The sequence below is a fragment of the Flavobacterium aquatile LMG 4008 = ATCC 11947 genome (assembly GCF_000757385.1).
In the GTDB taxonomy this organism is placed as follows: Bacteria; Bacteroidota; Bacteroidia; order Flavobacteriales; family Flavobacteriaceae; genus Flavobacterium; species Flavobacterium aquatile.
Genome location: NZ_JRHH01000005.1, coordinates 290,836 through 309,065 on the forward strand (window position 1 = coordinate 290,836; position 18,230 = coordinate 309,065).

At 33.1% G+C, this 18,230-nt stretch carries 19 protein-coding genes; 7 read left to right on the top strand and 12 right to left on the bottom strand.

Annotation, left to right across the window (positions count from 1 at the left end):
* Positions 1–10: 10 nt before the first annotated feature.
* The gene (locus LG45_RS13165) at positions 11–790 is read right to left on the bottom strand and encodes a patatin-like phospholipase family protein (protein WP_035127930.1); all 780 of its coding nucleotides are present in this window, start codon (positions 788–790) and stop codon (positions 11–13) included.
* 89 nt (positions 791–879) lie between these two features.
* On the opposite strand from LG45_RS13165, the gene LG45_RS13170 reads away from it, so the two are divergent.
* Complete coding sequence (locus LG45_RS13170; protein WP_035127933.1) at positions 880–1,473, top strand: thioredoxin family protein; 594 nt, start codon at positions 880–882, stop codon at positions 1,471–1,473.
* A 4-nt stretch (positions 1,474–1,477) separates the two neighbouring features.
* Here the strand turns inward: LG45_RS13170 and truB are convergent, their stop codons facing one another.
* The 4 genes from truB to LG45_RS13190 all read right to left on the bottom strand — a co-directional run bounded on the left by truB (position 1,478) and on the right by LG45_RS13190 (position 4,227).
* Positions 1,478–2,155, bottom strand: a complete 678-nt coding sequence (gene truB, locus LG45_RS13175; RefSeq protein ID WP_035127936.1) for a tRNA pseudouridine(55) synthase TruB — start codon at positions 2,153–2,155, stop codon at positions 1,478–1,480.
* On the bottom strand, positions 2,155–2,952 hold the full coding sequence (locus LG45_RS13180) for an undecaprenyl-diphosphate phosphatase (RefSeq protein WP_035127938.1): 798 nt from the start codon (positions 2,950–2,952) through the stop codon (positions 2,155–2,157). Before LG45_RS13180 ends, truB begins: the two co-directional genes overlap by 1 nt.
* Positions 2,953–3,029: 77 nt before the next feature.
* Entirely contained in the window at positions 3,030–3,278 is a 249-nt protein-coding gene (locus LG45_RS13185; RefSeq protein WP_035127940.1) for a DUF3098 domain-containing protein, read from the bottom strand.
* Positions 3,279–3,351: 73 nt separating this feature from the next.
* On the bottom strand, positions 3,352–4,227 hold the full coding sequence (locus tag LG45_RS13190) for a cell division protein FtsX (protein ID WP_035127941.1): 876 nt from the start codon (positions 4,225–4,227) through the stop codon (positions 3,352–3,354).
* Between the two features lie 239 nt (positions 4,228–4,466).
* Between LG45_RS13190 and LG45_RS13195 the strand changes: the two genes are divergently transcribed.
* Together LG45_RS13195 and LG45_RS13200 are read left to right on the top strand one after the other, a co-directional pair.
* On the top strand, positions 4,467–7,490 hold the full coding sequence (locus LG45_RS13195) for a leucine--tRNA ligase (protein ID WP_035127943.1): 3,024 nt from the start codon (positions 4,467–4,469) through the stop codon (positions 7,488–7,490).
* Between the two features lie 242 nt (positions 7,491–7,732).
* On the top strand, positions 7,733–8,422 hold the full coding sequence (locus tag LG45_RS13200; protein ID WP_052087589.1) for a zinc metallopeptidase: 690 nt from the start codon (positions 7,733–7,735) through the stop codon (positions 8,420–8,422).
* Between the two features lie 92 nt (positions 8,423–8,514).
* Here LG45_RS13200 and LG45_RS13205 read toward each other — a convergent pair whose 3' ends face one another.
* The 5 genes from LG45_RS13205 to LG45_RS13225 form a co-directional block, all read right to left on the bottom strand.
* A complete protein-coding gene (locus LG45_RS13205) occupies positions 8,515–8,793 on the bottom strand; it encodes a hypothetical protein (protein ID WP_035127945.1) in 279 nt (92 codons plus the stop codon).
* Positions 8,794–8,820: 27 nt separating this feature from the next.
* Entirely contained in the window at positions 8,821–9,291 is a 471-nt protein-coding gene (locus tag LG45_RS13210) for an Lrp/AsnC family transcriptional regulator (protein ID WP_035127947.1), read from the bottom strand.
* 217 nt (positions 9,292–9,508) lie between these two features.
* Positions 9,509–10,885 (bottom strand): saccharopine dehydrogenase family protein, encoded by a 1,377-nt coding sequence (locus tag LG45_RS13215; RefSeq protein ID WP_035127948.1) that lies wholly within the window; start codon positions 10,883–10,885, stop codon positions 9,509–9,511.
* Between the two features lie 106 nt (positions 10,886–10,991).
* Positions 10,992–11,315 (bottom strand): hypothetical protein, encoded by a 324-nt coding sequence (locus LG45_RS13220; protein ID WP_035127949.1) that lies wholly within the window; start codon positions 11,313–11,315, stop codon positions 10,992–10,994.
* Positions 11,316–11,325: 10 nt separating this feature from the next.
* A complete protein-coding gene (locus LG45_RS13225; RefSeq protein ID WP_035127950.1) occupies positions 11,326–12,087 on the bottom strand; it encodes a DUF3108 domain-containing protein in 762 nt (253 codons plus the stop codon).
* Positions 12,088–12,211: 124 nt separating this feature from the next.
* On the opposite strand from LG45_RS13225, the gene LG45_RS13230 reads away from it, so the two are divergent.
* Positions 12,212–12,598 (top strand): DUF423 domain-containing protein, encoded by a 387-nt coding sequence (locus LG45_RS13230; protein WP_035127952.1) that lies wholly within the window; start codon positions 12,212–12,214, stop codon positions 12,596–12,598.
* 80 nt (positions 12,599–12,678) lie between these two features.
* Complete coding sequence (gene pckA / locus LG45_RS13235) at positions 12,679–14,304, top strand: phosphoenolpyruvate carboxykinase (ATP) (RefSeq protein ID WP_035127954.1); 1,626 nt, start codon at positions 12,679–12,681, stop codon at positions 14,302–14,304.
* Between the two features lie 299 nt (positions 14,305–14,603).
* Here pckA and LG45_RS13240 read toward each other — a convergent pair whose 3' ends face one another.
* Positions 14,604–15,353, bottom strand: coding sequence for a uroporphyrinogen-III synthase (locus LG45_RS13240; protein ID WP_035128426.1), 750 nt, complete (start codon positions 15,351–15,353; stop codon positions 14,604–14,606).
* Between the two features lie 18 nt (positions 15,354–15,371).
* Positions 15,372–16,037 (bottom strand): DUF4271 domain-containing protein, encoded by a 666-nt coding sequence (locus LG45_RS13245; RefSeq protein ID WP_035127955.1) that lies wholly within the window; start codon positions 16,035–16,037, stop codon positions 15,372–15,374.
* Between the two features lie 104 nt (positions 16,038–16,141).
* Here LG45_RS13245 and LG45_RS13250 point away from each other — a divergent pair, with 104 nt between their 5' ends.
* A complete protein-coding gene (locus LG45_RS13250) occupies positions 16,142–16,867 on the top strand; it encodes a polyprenol monophosphomannose synthase (protein WP_035127956.1) in 726 nt (241 codons plus the stop codon).
* A gap of 9 nt (positions 16,868–16,876) precedes the next feature.
* Entirely contained in the window at positions 16,877–18,217 is a 1,341-nt protein-coding gene (locus LG45_RS13255) for a dihydroorotase (protein ID WP_035127958.1), read from the top strand.
* Positions 18,218–18,230: the final 13 nt, after the last annotated feature.

The window sequence follows — 18,230 nt, forward strand, 5'->3', positions numbered from 1 at the left end:
AAAGTAAAATTTATGCTTCTAATGTTTCAAATGATTTTTTAGCGGCTTGATAACCAATTTCAAAAATTTTATCCATTTTAGATTTATTGGTTTCAAATGTGTTGAAGCTTGTAAGTTCTTCAGGTTCGATAATGATATCACAGTTATTAAATTTTTGCAGGTTCGAATTTGCCGCAAGTAGTTCAAAAGCTCTAGTTGTAACAGCTTTTATCGATTTCAAATCTTTGGCTTCAATTTTCTGAATCGGACTTACATAAACACCGATAATATTATCGCATCTTCCTTGTAAAATATCAGTCGGAAAATGATTTAGAATGCCACCATCGCTATATAAAACACCATTAATTTCATAAGGTGATATCACTCCCGGAACGGCAGACGAAGCCAAAACCGCATCTACAATTTTAGTGTCATCATTGAAGATTTTTAGTTTTCCTTTAACCATATCGGTTGCAGTAATGTGAATCGGAATTTTCAAATCAGTTATTTTGGCATCTTTAAAAATTTCTTCAAAGTATTTTTTAAATGATTCCGAGTCGATGATTCCTGCTTTTTTCAACGTAAAATGTTTCCAATGAAAGAAATAAATCGATTTAAAAAATGCCAAAATTTCATCTGGAGTTTTTCCCCAAGCATACAACGCTGCAACAATTGCACCTGCACTCGAACCAGCAATTTGCGATGGTTTAATATTTTGTTCCTCTAGAAATTTTATCGCGCCAGCGTGAGCCAATCCTTTTGTTCCGCCACCAGACAAGGCAAATCCTGTTGATTTCAAGTTCAAATCCATTACTTTTTTGTTTTGATAACGTTTATGTGTGATTATTGTTACAAATCAATTGTAAAAATAAAACTAATTTTGCAGAATAAAATTTAGTTATGAATACAATTATAGAAAAAAGTTTAACAAACAGTTTTTCGTATCAAGAATATAGAAATCACGTTACTTTATTATCTGATGAAGGAAAAACTACAGGTCATGAACAAACAGAAGCTCTTGTAAATTATACTAAACTTAATGAATCGAGATTGCATCGACTTGACAAAACGATGGTTGTTGTTGACGAAGTGAAAGCTTTTCTGGAAAATTTGGATAAAGACTATATTTGGTTAGTAATTTCTGAAAGTTGGTGTGGCGATGCTGCGCAAATTCTTCCAATTATTAATAAAATGGCTGAAGTTTCAGATAAAATAGATTTGCGAATTGTATTTCGAGACGATAATGACGAGTTGATGAATTTATTTCTAACAAACGGAACGCGTTCAATTCCGAAGCTAATTATTATCGATAAAGAAACTAATGAAGTTATCAATGATTTTGGTCCACGACCTCAAGAAGCCAAACAATTAATTTTTGATTACAAAGCCGAACATGGTGTTGTGGATGAAACTGCAAAAATCAATTTGCAAAAATGGTACTTAAACGATAAAGGAATTTCTACTCAAAAGGAAATTGTAGCGTTGATGAAGTAGATTTTTATTCAAAATCTTCTGGCGAAATGCCATTAATTACATCATAATCACCAATCTTTGTTCTTCGTAAGGCAGTTAAATGTCCTCCAGAATTTAAAGCCATTCCAAAATCATAAGCTAATGAACGAATGTAGGTTCCTTTGCTGCATTTTACTCTAAAATCAATTTCGGGTAATGCAATTCTGGTGATTTCAAATTCGTGAATGGTAGTTTTTCTGAAAGCAATTTCTACTTCTTCGCCAGCACGTGCGTGTTCGTACAAACGTTTCCCATCTTTTTTAATTGCCGAAAATACTGGTGGTTTTTGATCGATTTCACCAAGAAATTGTTTTGTAGTTTCTAGAATTAATGCTTCTGTAATATGTTCGGTTGGGAAAGTGGCATCAACTTGGGTTTCCAAATCGTAACTTGGTGTTGTTGCTCCAACTGTGATTGTTCCAGTATATTCTTTGGCTTGCGCCTGAATTTCGGTAATTTTTTTTGTGAATTTTCCTGTGCAAATAATTAATAAGCCAGTCGCCAATGGATCTAAAGTTCCAGCGTGACCAATTTTGAATTTTTTAGGAAGTTGGTATTTTCGAATTAAACTGTATTTTAATTTATTAACTGCTTGAAAAGAACTCCAAGTTAATGGTTTGTCAATTAATAAAATCTGACCCTCAAGAAAATCTTCTGCTGTCATTATATTACGTCTAATTTTTGAATGAAAAAGTGAATTACAAGTAGTGCAATTCCAACAACGATTCGGTAATATCCAAATACTTTAAATCCGTTTTTGCTTAAAAATCCTATGAAGGTTTTAATGGCTAAAAGTGCTACAATAAAGCCAACAACGTTTCCAATTATCAATAAATTTATTTGTTCGTCAGTAAGCGTTAATCCGTCTTTGTAATAATCGTAACATTTTTTTAATGTCGCACCAAGCATCGTTGGAACAGCAAGAAAAAAGGAAAATTCGGCAGCTGTAGTTCGAGATAATTTTTGCGACATTCCGCCTACAATACTTGCGCCACTTCTAGAAACTCCCGGAATCATTGCCAAACATTGAAAAACTCCAATTTTGAATGCGGTTGCATAGGATATTTCTTGACTTTCGGTAACTTCGGTTTCTTTTGAGAACCAATCGTCAACTTTCAATAATATAATTCCGCCAATTAAAAGAGAAATGGCAACTGTTACTGGATTTTCTAATAAAGCATCAATTTTTTTACTAAAAAGCAATCCAAATACAACAGCTGGAATAAACGCTACTAGCAATTTGAAATAAAAATCAAAACTTTGAAAAAAACGTTTAAAGTATAAAACTACTACAGAAAGTATTGTTCCTAGTTGGATTACAATGGTAAAAAGTTTGGTAAAATCATCTTGAGCAATGCCAAAAAATGAACTTGCAATAATCATGTGACCAGTTGAAGAAACAGGTAAAAACTCGGTTATTCCTTCAATAATTGCAAGAATAATGGCTTGAATGTAATCCATTTTATATAGTGATTAGTGATTAGTAATTAGTAATTAGTTGATAAGCCGTAAAAAGACTATTCACTAATTACTAGTTACTATTTACTTAATTTAGGATTTTTGAAAATCGAATAAATTGTAACTCCAAAACCAATTAGAACTAAAGTTGGAGCCAATCTGATTCTTCTAAAACTAAATAATTCAGCTTCTTTAAAAACGTTCGGGTCAGTGCTTCCGCCACCACTCATTAATATAAATCCAAGAGCAATTACTGCCAATCCTATTAATAGAATTTTATAATTTACGCTTTCAAATAAAAAGCCATTGTTGTTTTCGTTTTCTTTCATAAGTCTATGTTCTTTATTCTATTTTCTATACTCTTTTCAAAACTTCCAGCTTCCAGCTTCAATCTTCTCACTTTTAATACAAATCATCCGTTCTTAAATTCAAGAAACGTTGCGTTGCAAAATACGTGCTGATCCAAGTGATTAAAATTCCAAGAGCCAATACGGCAATTAAAACTCCGACTGTAAGTTCGATATCTTTAAAAATTTCCAATGCTGGAAAGTGTGTATTGATGTAAAATAAAACACCAATCAAAACTAAAACTGCCAAAACCGAACCTATAATTCCTAAAATAATACTTCTTGTAATGAATGGTTTTCTAATAAACGCTTTAGTTGCGCCAACCATCTGCATCGTTTTGATGATAAATCTATTAGCATAAATTGATAAACGTAGCGAACTATTAATTAGTAAAAACGAAATCACTGCAAATATTGCACTAACAAGTAAAACCCAAAACGTAACTTTTTTAATATTGTCGTTCACCAAAGTAATTAATTGTTTGTCATAAACTACATCGGCAACCATTGGATTAGCACGAATTTGACTTTCCACTTTAGAAAAACCTGGGTTAGTTACATAATCGGCTTTCAAATGAATATCGTACGAATTGTATAACGGATTTGTTCCTAAAAACTCCATGAAATCTTCGCCAATTACTTCTTTATGTTGTTTTGCAGCATCATCTTTAGAAACAAACTTGAAATCTTTCGCAAATTTAGCTGCTTTCATTTCGGCATCAAATGCTGTAAAAGTACTATCGACAGCTTCGTTTTTAAAGAAAACAGTCATTACAATATCTTCCTTAAAATTATCTGATAATCGTTTGGAGTTGATGATGAAAAGTCCAAGCATTCCTAGTAAAAATAAAACTAAAAATACACTTAACACTACCGAAACATAAGATGTTATTACTCTTCTCTTTTGAAATTTATCGAAATTTGATGACATACATTGTAATTTAAGCCGTAAAAATAATAAAGAATTTGTTTAATCAAATGTTTATAACGTTTAAAGTTTTGATTTTAGTACTTAAAACGTAAATTTGTCACCGATTAGCACAGACATTAACTTTCGATTAACTTTGGCAGCAAATTTTACTTTTTTAAACAAAGTAAATTCTTACAAAAAAATTAAATTTAAAGTTTTTAAAAGTAAACAATTTTCATATAAAAGAATACGTAACAACAATGAAATACCATCACGAAAAAGTAGAAGCTAAATGGCAGCAATATTGGGCAGAAAACCAAACTTTTGCTGCATCAAATAACAGCGAAAAACCAAAATATTATGTTTTGGATATGTTTCCTTATCCTTCTGGTGCTGGTTTGCACGTTGGTCATCCGCTAGGTTATATTGCTTCAGATATTGTGGCGCGTTACAAACGTCATAAAGGTTTCAATGTTTTGCATCCGCAAGGTTACGATTCTTTTGGTTTGCCAGCCGAACAATATGCTATTCAAACTGGGCAACATCCAGAAAAAACTACGCGTGAGAACATTGCACGTTATCGTGAACAATTGGATAGAATTGGTTTTTCATTCGATTGGAGTAGAGAAGTACGCACTTCAAATGCCGATTATTACAAATACACACAGTGGATTTTTATACAATTATTCAATTCGTGGTACAATAAAAGTACAGATCAAGCCGAAGATATTTCGACATTGATTTCTATTTTTGAAAAAGCAGGAAATGCAACGGTTCATGCAGTTTGCGACGATAATGTTGAAATATTTTTCCCTTCAGATTGGAGTTTTTATTCTGATGAAAAAAAGCAGCAAATTCTTTTACAATATAGATTAACCTATTTAGCCGAAACCGAAGTAAATTGGTGTCCAGCTTTAGGAACCGTTTTAGCTAACGACGAAATCGTAAACGGAGTTTCAGAACGTGGAGGTCATCCTGTTATTCGCAAGAAAATGACACAATGGTCCATGCGAATTTCTGCTTATGCCGAACGTTTATTACAAGGTTTAAACGACATCGATTGGAGCGAATCGATAAAAGAATCGCAACGAAATTGGATTGGAAAATCAGTTGGAGCATCGGTAGATTTTAGATTAAAAGATTCAGATAAATTAATTTCAGTTTTCACAACTCGACCTGACACTATTTTCGGAGTTACGTTTATGACTTTGGCGCCAGAGCACGAATTGGTTTCAGAAATTACAACGCCAGAACAAAAAGCTGCGGTTGATGCTTATGTTGAAGCCACTGCAAAACGTTCTGAAAGAGAGAGAATGGCCGATGTAAAAACCATTTCTGGAGTTTTCACTGGTGCGTTTGTCGAACATCCATTTACCAGAGAACCAATTCCAGTTTGGATTGGCGATTACGTTTTGGCTGGTTACGGAACAGGCGCTGTTATGGCGGTTCCATGTGGTGACGAACGTGATTATGCTTTCGCAAATTTCTTCAAAGGTCAAAACGGAATGCCCGAAATAAAAAATATTTTCAACCAAGATATTTCTCAGGAAGCATTTGGTTCAAAAGAAGGTTTCGAATTAGTAAATTCTAATTTCCTAAACGGAATGGGTTACAAAGAAGGAACGAAAAAAATCATCGAAGAATTAGAAAAAATAAAACAAGGAAAAGGCAAAACCAATTACCGTTTGCGTGATGCTGTTTTCTCTCGTCAAAGATATTGGGGCGAACCATTTCCGGTGTATTATGTGAATGGATTGCCACAAATGATTGACGCCAAACATTTACCAATTGTATTGCCAGAAGTAGAAAAATATTTGCCAACCGAAGACGGACAACCGCCATTAGGAAACGCAACCGATTGGGCTTGGGATACTATTAATAATAAAGTAGTATCAAATACACTTTGTCATGCTGAACTTGATTCAGCATCTCATAACGGAGTTTTCCCTTTAGAATTAAACACGATGCCAGGTTGGGCAGGAAGTTCTTGGTATTGGATGCGTTATATGGATGCGCACAATTCAACCGAATTTGCCTCAGCCGATGCACTAAAATATTGGGAAAACGTAGATTTATACATTGGCGGAAGCGAACACGCCACCGGACATTTATTGTATTCTCGTTTTTGGAACAAATTTCTAAAAGACAAAGGTTTCGCACCAACAGAAGAACCATTCAAAAAATTGATCAATCAAGGAATGATTTTGGGGATGAGTGCTTTTGTTTATAGAGTTTTATGGAAGATAGAAGATAAAGACGGAAATAATGTAGAGAACTTGAAAGGTTTGCCAAACAGTTTTCCTCCGATATTTATCGGAAAAGGTATGTATGATAAAGTTTCCAAAAACAATTCAGGATTTATGTTTTTTATGCTTGATAAAGTTTTAAATAAATACCCTAATTCAAATGATATAATAGAATTAAGTAATGGTGGAAAATTAATTTCTTATTTTCAACAACTTCACGTTGATTTAGCTGTAATAAACGACATCACAAACGAATTAGATATTGAAGCATTCAAAAAACATCCATTATATTCTGATTATAAAGATGCAGAATTCATATTAGAAGATGGAAAATACATCGTTGGTCGCGAAGTAGAAAAAATGTCCAAATCAAAATACAATGTTGTCAATCCAGATGATATTTGTAATGATTATGGTGCTGATACCTTGCGTTTGTATGAAATGTTTTTAGGTCCATTGGAACAAGCAAAACCTTGGAATACTGCTGGAATTACAGGAGTTTCTGGTTTCTTGAAAAAATTATGGCGTTTGTATTTTGATGATAATGGTTTGATTGTAACCAACGACGAACCAACTCCAGAAATGTATAAATCATTACACAAAACCATCAAAAAAGTTACTGAAGATATTGAGAATTTCTCTTTCAATACGTCGGTTTCACAGTTTATGATTTGTGTAAACGAATTGGCTCAATTAAAATGCAATCACAGAAAAATTTTAGAACCGTTGGCAATAGTAGTTTCACCTTACGCACCGCATATTGCTGAAGAATTATGGTCGCAATTAGGTCATGAAGGTTCGGTTGCAACGGTTGATTTTCCAGTTTTTGATGCGAAATATTTGGTAGAATCTGAAAAGGAGTATCCAGTTTCGTTCAACGGTAAAATGCGTTTTACTATTAAGTTACCTTTAGATTTAACAGCAGCTCAAATAGAAGAAATCGTAATGACCGACGAAAGAACGCAAGCCCAATTACAAGGAAGAACGCCTAATAAAGTGATTATCGTTCCTGGTAAAATCATCAATTTGGTAGGATAACATTATCGTCATTCTGAACTTGTTCAACTTCGTTGAATCTTCAATTTCAGAATTTCTTATTATAGCCACAGATTCACAGATTAATTATAAAATCTGTGAATCTGTGGCTATTTTTTTAATATTTTTTTTGTAACATTTTTTAATTTTTACGTATAATAGTAAAATGTCAACTTGTCATTTCTATAATTTGGCGTGCAATTTGATATTTATTGGTTAGCTAAAAATTTTAAAAATAAAAAACTATGTTTGATACAGGTTCTCTAATAATTGGTGGTTTAGTAATGTTGGTAAGTTGGCTAGTTTCTAGTCGATTACAATCAAAATTCGATTACTATTCTAAAGTACATTTAAGAAACGGAATGAGTGGCGCCGAAATTGCCGAAAAAATGCTTGCCGATCACGGAATTCGTGGTGTAAGAGTAATTTCTACACCGGGAAGATTAACCGATCATTACAATCCAGTAGATAAAACAGTAAACTTATCTGAGGCTGTTTACAATCAAAGAAATGCAGCAGCAGCAGCTGTCGCCGCTCACGAATGTGGTCACGCGGTGCAACATGCGCAAGCTTATCAATGGTTGACGATGCGTTCTAAGCTGGTTCCAGTTGTGCAAATTGCTTCTAGTTTTATGCAATGGGTTTTACTTGCAGGTATTTTGATGATAAATACTTTTCCAAGTTTGTTGCTTGTGGGTATCATTTTATTTTCGGTGACGACCTTATTTTCTGTGATTACTTTGCCGGTAGAATATGATGCGAGTAACAGAGCATTGGCTTGGTTGAAAAACAAAAATATGGTTTCACAAGAAGAATATGCTGGAGCAGAAGATGCTTTAAAATGGGCTTCAAGAACGTATTTAGTAGCAGCAATTGGTTCAATCGCAACTCTTTTATATTATGTAATGCGATATATGAGCGCTTCAAGAAATTAATTTGAAATAAGAGGTAACACAAAAGGATTTTAGAACAATTGTTTTAAAATCCTTTTTTTTATTTTACTAAACTTCCATCTTCCATCTTCCCACTATTTCTTCAAATTGGTTAAAAAAGTGATGATTGAAAACCAAGCTACTGTATGAATTAAAAGGCATTTAAAATAACTTTTATCCGAATTGAAATGTTTGATTACATGTGCTGCAGCGTAAATAAAACTTATAGGAATTAAAAGAAACATCAGTAATTTTCCGAAGTTGGGTGTTTTTGCATCACCTGGAAAAAGTAAATAGGCGCCATAACTAAGAGCTGCATAAATTACATAAAAGGCTATGGTTATGTTTTCTTTTGAGAATTTGTTGAGGTTCATTTATATTTAATATCTAAAATTTAATATCTAAAGTTGTATTTGTCTTTCTATTTGTTGTTCCAAAGATATGAAGGTTTCTGTTCTTGAAACGCCGTCTATGGGTTGGATTTTTTTGTTTAAAAGTTGCATCAAATGTTCGTTATCGCGACAAATAATTTTGATTAAAATACTCCAATTTCCTGTGGTGTAATGACATTCTAGTACTTCGGGAATTTTTCTTAATTCTTTTACGGCTTCTGAATTGGATGCTGCTTTTTCTAAATAAACACCAATGAATGCCATGGTTTTATAGCCTAGAACTTTATTGTTTACAATAAATTTGGAACCCGAAATTACGCCTGCTTCTTCTAGTTTTTTTAATCGTTGGTGAATTGCCGCACCCGAAATTCCTATTTTATTGGCGATTTGCAGAATTGGTTTTCGTGCATCTTCCATTAAGTGACGCAAAATTTCTTTGTCGATTCCGTCAATTTCTATTTGTAGCTGATTGATTTTCATAATTGATAATTTAAATCAAAAGTAGGTTTTTTGTTTTAAACTGAAATCAAATATTGCTAAAATGTGATTTTAATAACCAAAAGTTAATCTAATAACGTAAATTTTACAAAAGACAATTGCTAACTAGCCCTGATTGCAGTGGATACCGATTTTTCATCGGTAGCAACGGAAAGCAGGAAAATGGAAAACAAAAATGCGCAAGCGATTCGCTCCTTAATTAATTTGTAGTTGCCAGTTTATCAGGATTGTAACCTATGTATGGCGTTATTGTTTCTTTGAAAATCACGCCGTATTCTTCGAGTTCTTTTAGGATTGGTTCGTAGACTTCTTTGCGAATTGGTAGTTGCACGCCTGGTGTTTTTATGTTTCCGTTTAAGATTTGTAATGTTGCCATTGCTACTGGTAGACCTACTGTTTTAGCCATTGCGGTGTAGGTTTGGTCGTCGCCAATGCATACCATTTTGGAGTCGATTTGTTGTTCTTTTCCGTTAATTTCGAAACCAAATTTGTGGTACATCACAATCATGTCTTTGTCGTTGGGTTCTAAAGTCCAGGAATCGTTTAAAATGTGTTCTAAAATTTGTGCTGGAGTAGCATTTACTAATCCGATTATTTTGTTGGGATTGAATAAATCTAGCTCGAGAAGTTTGTCCCACATAATGTCGTCTTGCTCGATATTTAGTGCCATTCTCAGCTTTATTTCTACAGAATCTGTAGGGTGAAAAGGTAAAAATGAGTTCACAAAATCGCGGTAACTCATGGTTTCTGAGTTTTCCATAACATAATTATCGTCGGTCATACCCAATTGGACAAACATATTCCAAGCTCTTGAAAATCCTACTCTTCTAATGGTTCCACGGTATAAAGTTAGCACATCGTCAAGACCATAGACGCTTCGGTATTTTAAGGAATCGCGGTTGGCGTAACCTTCAAATTTACCGTAACCTTCCACTAGTAAAAATTCGGTTCTACGAAATAATTTGTGGTACGGAATGTATTTGTATTTTCCTTCTTGAATGAACTTTGCCGCGCCACCTTGACCAGCCAAAACTACATTTCGTGGCGCCCAAGTGAATTTGTAATTCCAAAGATTATTGTCGCTTTCTGGAGCAACTAATCCACCACAAAACGATTCGAAAAGTAACATTTTTCCGCCTTTTTCTCTAATTTCATCCAAAACTTTCATCGCACTCATGTGATCGATTCCTGGGTCAAGTCCGATTTCGTTCATGAAAATCAAGTTGTTTTCTTTAGCCAATGCGTCTAAACTTTGCATCGCATCGGAAACATAAGAAGCGGTAACCATGTGTTTTTTGAAAGTTATGCAATCTTTGGCAACTTCAATGTGCATGTGCGCAGGCAACATAGAAATTACGATATCGGCTTTTTGAATTTCGGTATGACGTTGCAATTCGTTGTGAATATCTAACTCAATTGCAGTAGCATTTGGGTGATTATTGGTTTTTCTTTTTGCCAATTCTAGAGACAAATCGCCAATAGTAAGGTGAAGATTTTCTTGATTGGATTTGTTTAAAAGGTATTGTATTAGTGATGATGCCGATCTACCAGCGCCAATTATAAGTATATTTCTCATGGTTTTTGTAAAATAGGATGCAAAGCTAGATAAATTCTAATAAAAAAATTTCAAATTCCTTACATTAAATTGGGATTTGGAATTTACTATTTAGATTTTTAATGAATTATTCTAAATTTTCAAGTTCTTCAAGTTCTTGTCTAGCTTCTTGTTTGGTTTCGATTTTTTGTTGTTCGAATTGTTGGTCCACTGCAACTTCATCTTTAATTAGGTACGTTTTTCCGAGTACGAAAATCCCACATAAATAGGTTATGATAAAAAGCCATTTGGGTAATAGACGTTGGTTGACTTCCGATTTTTTAAACGTTATAAATAGTAAAATTAATGAAATTCCGATAGGTAAAAGCGCCAAAGTATCTAACGGTAAAGCAGAAAAAATGATGCTTATTATTACAAAAATTATGGAAAGAATTAGAAATGTTTTTCTCATGATGTTCGAATTAAATTCCAGTCGCAGAAGTTAAAGCTAATTGACCCGTTCCAACAGGAATACTAAATTTCATTAACGCAGGAACTTTTTTAGCATCGGCAGTAAGCCAAATAAGATTTTTATCTTTTCCTTTTAATGCATCTGTTTTTGCTCCAATTGATAATTTGTAACAGTTTTTATTTCCAAGATTTCCAGCTTTTACAGTTTCGGTTCCCATGTATTTTAAAGTCACTGGAATTTCTTTTTCGTCAAATATAATTTTAAAAGATTTGATATCACCAGTTTTTAGTTTGGTAAAATCTACAGTTCGCACCTTATATAAAAGCGAAACCACATCTTGAGTCGCGGCTCCAATTATAAACTTTTTTACGGTTTCTGGTTGTCTTCTTTTTTTAGAAGTACTTGTAACGGCATTACCTTTAAAAGCATATTTTTCTTTTTTGGTATATCCGCCTTCATCGATACTTCTTTTATATAAACTTGGTTTAAGTGTTATTGGATTTACATAGGATTCATAAATATCACGAATTTTAAAAAATTTATCCCATTTACTAAAAGTAGCTAATTCACAATTTAAATGAAGGTAAGAATTTTTAGCTGTTGTTACTGTTTCTGTAGACATGGTAACTTGCGCCAGATGGGTCATTAATCCGCTCATGTTATAGGAGCCAGCGTAAACTAATTTTTCTCCAGATGGAACTGCTACGTTTTTATCTGAAGTAAACGAACAGAAAATCAATGCTGTAGCTATTAAAAATACAATCTTTTTCATCTTATTAAATTAGGGTGCAAATATAAAATTTTAATATTGTTAAAGTTAAAAAGAAAGTAGAAAAGTCTTTCTTAATTCAATGTATAACAGATAAATTTGTATAAAATTATACATCATCGCAATTATGGATAAAAAAATATTTTCGACAGCAGCTTTTTTCGGAATGACTGCAATTATTTTAGGAGCTTTTGGAGCGCATGCTTTGAAAAAAGTGTTGACTTTAGATCAATTAGCTACTTTTGAAACTGGAGTCAAATATCAAATGTATCATGCCTTATTTTTGTTATTTTTAGGATTAAATAATCATTTGACTTCGAAAACTAAAAAAACGATATTAATTTTCACAATTTTAGGAATTATTTTCTTTTCGGGTTCAATTTATTTGCTCGCCACAAATGCGCTTACCGCTTTTGATTTCAAAGTTATCGGATTCATTACACCAATTGGCGGATTACTGTTAATAGTAGCTTGGAGCATTTTGATGATACAATTTTTGAAGAAAAAAGCATAATTTTTTATTAAACTACAACGTTGTAATTATTTATTTTTACCTTTGCAGTCAATTTAATAATTGCAACACAATACAATTTTATGGAGAATACTGCCCAATCTACGAAATCGATTTCGTTAGAACAATACGGAATTAAAAATGTCCAAGAAATTATATACAATCCATCTTTTGAATTTTTATATAATGAAGAGTTAAATCCAAGTTTAGAAGGTTATGAAAAAGGCCAATTAACCGAACTTGGAGCAGTAAATGTTATGACAGGTGAATTTACTGGTCGATCGCCAAAAGACAAATACATTGTTAAAGACAGTATCACAGAAAATACCATTTGGTGGAATTCTGATAAAGCAGTAAACGACAACAAACCAATTTCTCAAACTACTTGGAATGCCCTAAAAGAAACAACTGTAAATCAGCTTTCTGGAAAAAGATTGTTTGTAGTTGATGCCTTTTGTGGTGCTAACGAAAACACAAGATTAAAAGTACGTTTTATTATGGAAGTGGCGTGGCAAGCGCATTTCGTTAAAAATATGTTCATTCGTCCAACCGAAGCTGAACTTGAAAATTTTGGAGAACCAGACTTTATAGTAATGAATGGTTCTAAAACTAGTTTCAAAGAGTATGCAGCTCACGGATTAAATTCTGAAGTTTATGTAGCTTTTAATTTAACTGAAAAAGTGCAATTAATTGGAGGAACTTGGTATGGTGGCGAAATGAAAAAAGGGTTATTCTCAATGATGAATTACTACTTGCCACTACAAGGAATTGCTTCAATGCATTGTTCTGCAAATAAAGGAAAAGATGGCGATGTTGCGGTTTTCTTCGGATTATCTGGAACAGGAAAAACTACGTTATCTACCGATCCAAAACGTGAATTAATTGGAGACGATGAACACGGTTGGGATAACGATGGCGTATTTAACTTTGAAGGCGGATGTTATGCCAAAACCATCGATTTAAGTGCAGCAAACGAACCAGATATTTTCGGTGCCATTAAAAAAGATGCATTATTAGAAAACGTAACTGTTGATGCCAATGGAAAAATCGATTTTAAAGACGGTTCTGTAACTCAAAATACTCGTGTTTCTTATCCGATAAATCATATTCATAATATTGTTAAGCCTGTTTCTAAAGCGGGTCATGCTACTAAAGTTATTTTCTTAACAGCAGACGCATTTGGAGTTATGCCTCCAGTTTCTAAATTAACACCAGAACAAACTAAATATTATTTCCTTTCGGGTTTCACGGCTAAATTAGCTGGAACAGAAAGAGGAGTAACCGAGCCACAACCAACATTTTCGGCTTGTTTTGGAAAAGCATTTTTATCACTTCATCCTACAAAATATGGTGAAGAATTGGTAAAAAAAATGGAGCAACACAACGCAACTGCTTACATGGTAAACACAGGTTGGAACGGAACAGGAAAACGTATTTCTATAAAAGATACACGTGCAATAATCGATTCAATTCTTGATGGTTCGATAGAAAAAGCCGAAACTAAAACCATTCCAACATTCAATTTTGTTGTTCCAACAGCTTTGAATGATGTGAATCCAGCGATTTTAGATCCAAGAGATACGTATGAAAATGTAGCCGATTGGAATGAAAAAGCAACTGATTTGGCTTCAAGATTTATTAAAAATTTCGTTCAATATACAGATAATTCAGAAGGCCAGAATTTAGTAAAAGCTGGTCCGCAATTATAATTTACACACAAACAATACCTAACCAAACGAAAAAATCCGATCTAGTATCGGATTTTTTTTATTTAGGAGCGAATGGCTTGGGCTTTTCTTGCAGTCCATTTTCCTGCTTTCCGTTGCAATCTTTTATTTTGTTGCCTTCGAGTAACCTCAGGCAACAAAATAAAAGGATTTCCACTGCAATCAGGGCTAGGTAGTAATTTTCTTTTGTAAAGTAATCATTTTCAATAGAAATTTATAAAGCAAAAAAATCCCAAACTCTTTTTAGAATTTGGGATTTTGAATATTTTGAAATTTGTAATTTACTTTCCTTTATTTGCTTCAGCAACATAACGCTCTAAAGCCATTGTCATTGAAGGTGTTTCTGGAGTTGGAGCAAGAATGTCAATTCGCAATCCGTGTTCCAAAGCTTCTTTTTGAGTTGTGCTTCCAAAAACTGCAATTCTAGTATCGTTTTGTTTAAAATCTGGGAAGTTTTTAAACAATGATTTTATTCCAGTTGGACTAAAAAATGCTAAAACATCATAATAAACATCGGCTAAATCAGATAAATCACTCATTACTGTTTTGTAAAAAACGGCTGGTGTCCAATTAATTTTTAGATTGTTTAATGTTATTGGTGCGTCGGCATTCAATTGGTCTGAAGCTGGTAATAAAAATTTCTCGTCTTTGTATTTTTTAAACAAAGTTGACATGTCGGCAAAATCTTTCTGTCCTACATAAATCTTGCGTTTTCTGTAAACCACATATTTCTGTAAGTAAAAAGCAATTGCTTCCGACTGGCAAAAATATCGTAAATCTTCTGGAACTTTATAACGCATTTCTTCGGCCACTCTAAAAAAGTGATCTACTGCATTTTTACTCGTTAGGATAATTGCCGTGAAATTATTTAGGTCAATTTTTTGAGCTCTAACGTCTTTCGCACTTACTCCTTCTACGTGAATAAATGAGCGAAAATCAACTTTTACCTTATGCTTTTGTTGTAATTCAAAATAAGGTGAATTCTCTACTTTTGGTTCTGGCTGTGACACCAAAATTGTTCTCACTTTCAAATTTGACATGTTTAAGCTCTAATTTTTTGTAATCAAATAATATATGAAATAATACGGTGCTATTTCAAGTGCGCAAAGATACAAAATAAAGTAAAACAAGTTAGCTATCACTAAATTTTGATAAATTTTTAAAGAAATAACATAAGTCAGTATATTTATTACCAATAATATACCAATTATGCTAAAAAAAAGATAATTTGTTGCAAAATCTTCATAAAATAAGAAAATCGAAACTGGTAATAACAGTAAACCAATGTAGGTTCTAAAGGTAACTTTCTGTAAATTGAACTGTTCGATGATTTCTTCAATTCCAAAAGTGGTGGCTATAATCTTCTCAATTAAGAATTTAGATAAAATAAAAACGGTAAGTAATGTGAAGATTCTAACAAATAAAATCCAGTCGGTTTTTACGCCATATCCAAAATGGGATAGTACTAATTGAATGAAAAAAGCAAACGAAATTAGATTTACAATGAGAAGCAATACATTAAATCCGCTCATTAAATGCGAACTTTCTCGGTAGATTTTAGTGTATTTGTCGGATACAATTAATCGAATAAAATCACTAAATCTGTTTTCAAATGCCGATTTGGCAACAACAATAAACACCAATGCAAATACAAAAATGATGGTTGCCCAATCTTTGCTTTCTATAATTCTAGGATGTAATTCGAGTGCTATCATTGGCGACAAAATTACTAAATTTTATTTGTTGATTACTATTATAATATTATTAAGATTATACAGTCAGAAAATGAGTATTTTTGCACAAACTTTTATTGATTACTATGAATTGCGGTATTGTAATTATTCCAACTTATAACGAAATAGAAAATATTGAAAGCATTGTGAGAGCGGTGTTTTCATTGCATAAACCGTTTCATATTTTAATTGTTGACGATAATTCGCCAGATAAAACCGCCGATAAGGTGAAAGAACTTCAAAAGGAGTTTGAAAAATGTCTTTTTCTAGAGCAACGTTCCAAAAAAGCCGGATTAGGAACAGCATATGTTCATGGATTTAAATGGGCTTTGGCTAGAGATTATGAATTTGTATTTGAAATGGATGCCGATTTTTCGCATAATCCACACGATTTAGAAAAATTATACGATGCGTGTCATTTTGGTGGAGCCGATTTAGCCATTGGTTCACGTTACGTTACTGGAGTAAATGTTGTAAATTGGCCATTAAGTAGAGTTTTACTCTCTTATTTTGCATCGGTTTATGTGAGAATGATTACCGGAATGAAAATTATGGATGCTACGGCAGGATTTATTTGCTACAGCCGAAATGTTTTAGAAAGTATCAATCTCGATAAAATAAAGTTCATTGGTTATGCGTTTCAAATTGAGATGAAATACCGCGCTTTTGCCAAGAATTTTAATATTCAAGAAGTGCCAGTGATTTTTACCGATAGAACCAAAGGACAATCTAAAATGAGCGGATCTATTATTAAAGAAGCTATTTTCGGGGTGTTATCACTTAGAATTAAAAAATTATTTAATCGATTATAAAAATACAAAATGAATACCGTTTTAATAAAAAATGCTAAGATTGTAAACGAAGGAAGAATTTTTGAAGGCGATGTTCTAATTGAAGGCGAATTTATTAAAGAAATTGCCGAAAGTATCAGTCATAAAAGTTCCAATTGTAAAGTTATTGATGCCGAAGGGAATTACTTAATTCCGGGTGCAATTGATGATCAGGTGCATTTTCGCGAACCAGGTTTAACGCATAAAGGCGACATTGCTTCAGAAAGTAGAGCTGCTGTTGCTGGCGGAATCACCTCGTTTATTGAACAGCCAAATACAGTTCCGAATGCGGTTACTCAAGAATTATTAGAAGATAAATACCAAATTGCCGCTCAAAGTTCGTACGCCAATTATTCTTTTATGATGGGTGGAACAAATGATAATTTAGAGGAAGTTTTAAAAACAAATCCAAAAAATGTTGCTGGTATAAAATTATTTTTAGGTTCATCTACTGGAAATATGTTGGTTGATAATCCTGAAACTTTAGAGAAAATATTTTCAAATACTAAAATGCTTATTGCGGTTCATTGTGAAGATGAAGCTACGATTAAAGCCAATTTAGAAAAATATAAAGAAGAATACGGCGAAGACATTCCGGTAACGGCGCATCATTTAATTAGAAGTGAAGAAGCTTGTTACATTTCGTCATCGAAAGCGATTGAATTAGCTAAAAAAACCGGAGCAAGACTGCATATTTTTCATCTTTCTACTGCCAAGGAAATGGAATTGTTTACGAATAAAATTCCGTTAGAAGAAAAAATGATTACTGCAGAAGTTTGCGTGCATCATCTTTGGTTTACCAATGACGATTATGCAACCAAAGGTAATTTTATCAAATGGAATCCAGCTGTAAAAACGGCTACTGATAGAGATGCGCTCTGGAAAGCACTTTTGGACGATACAATTGATGTTATTGCAACCGATCATGCGCCGCATACATTAGAAGAAAAATCTCAAAAATATTTAAACGCACCTTCAGGTGGACCATTAGTGCAACATGCTGTGGTTGCTATGTTTGAGGCGTTTCATCAAGGTAAAATTTCTGTAGAAAAAATCGTTGAAAAAATGGCTCACAATCCAGCGAAAATATTCAAAATTGAAAAACGCGGATTCATAAAAGAAGGTTTCTACGCCGATTTGGTAATTGTAGATCCAGCAAAACCATGGAGTGTAAATAAAAGCAATATTTTATATAAATGTGGTTGGTCGCCATTTGAAGGAACCAATTTTAAATCTAGAATTTCTCATACTTTTGTAAATGGTCAATTGGTTTATGAAAACGCAAAAGTGAAAGAAATTAAAGCTGGAAAACGTTTACTTTTTGACCGATAGTTTTAAATTGCGC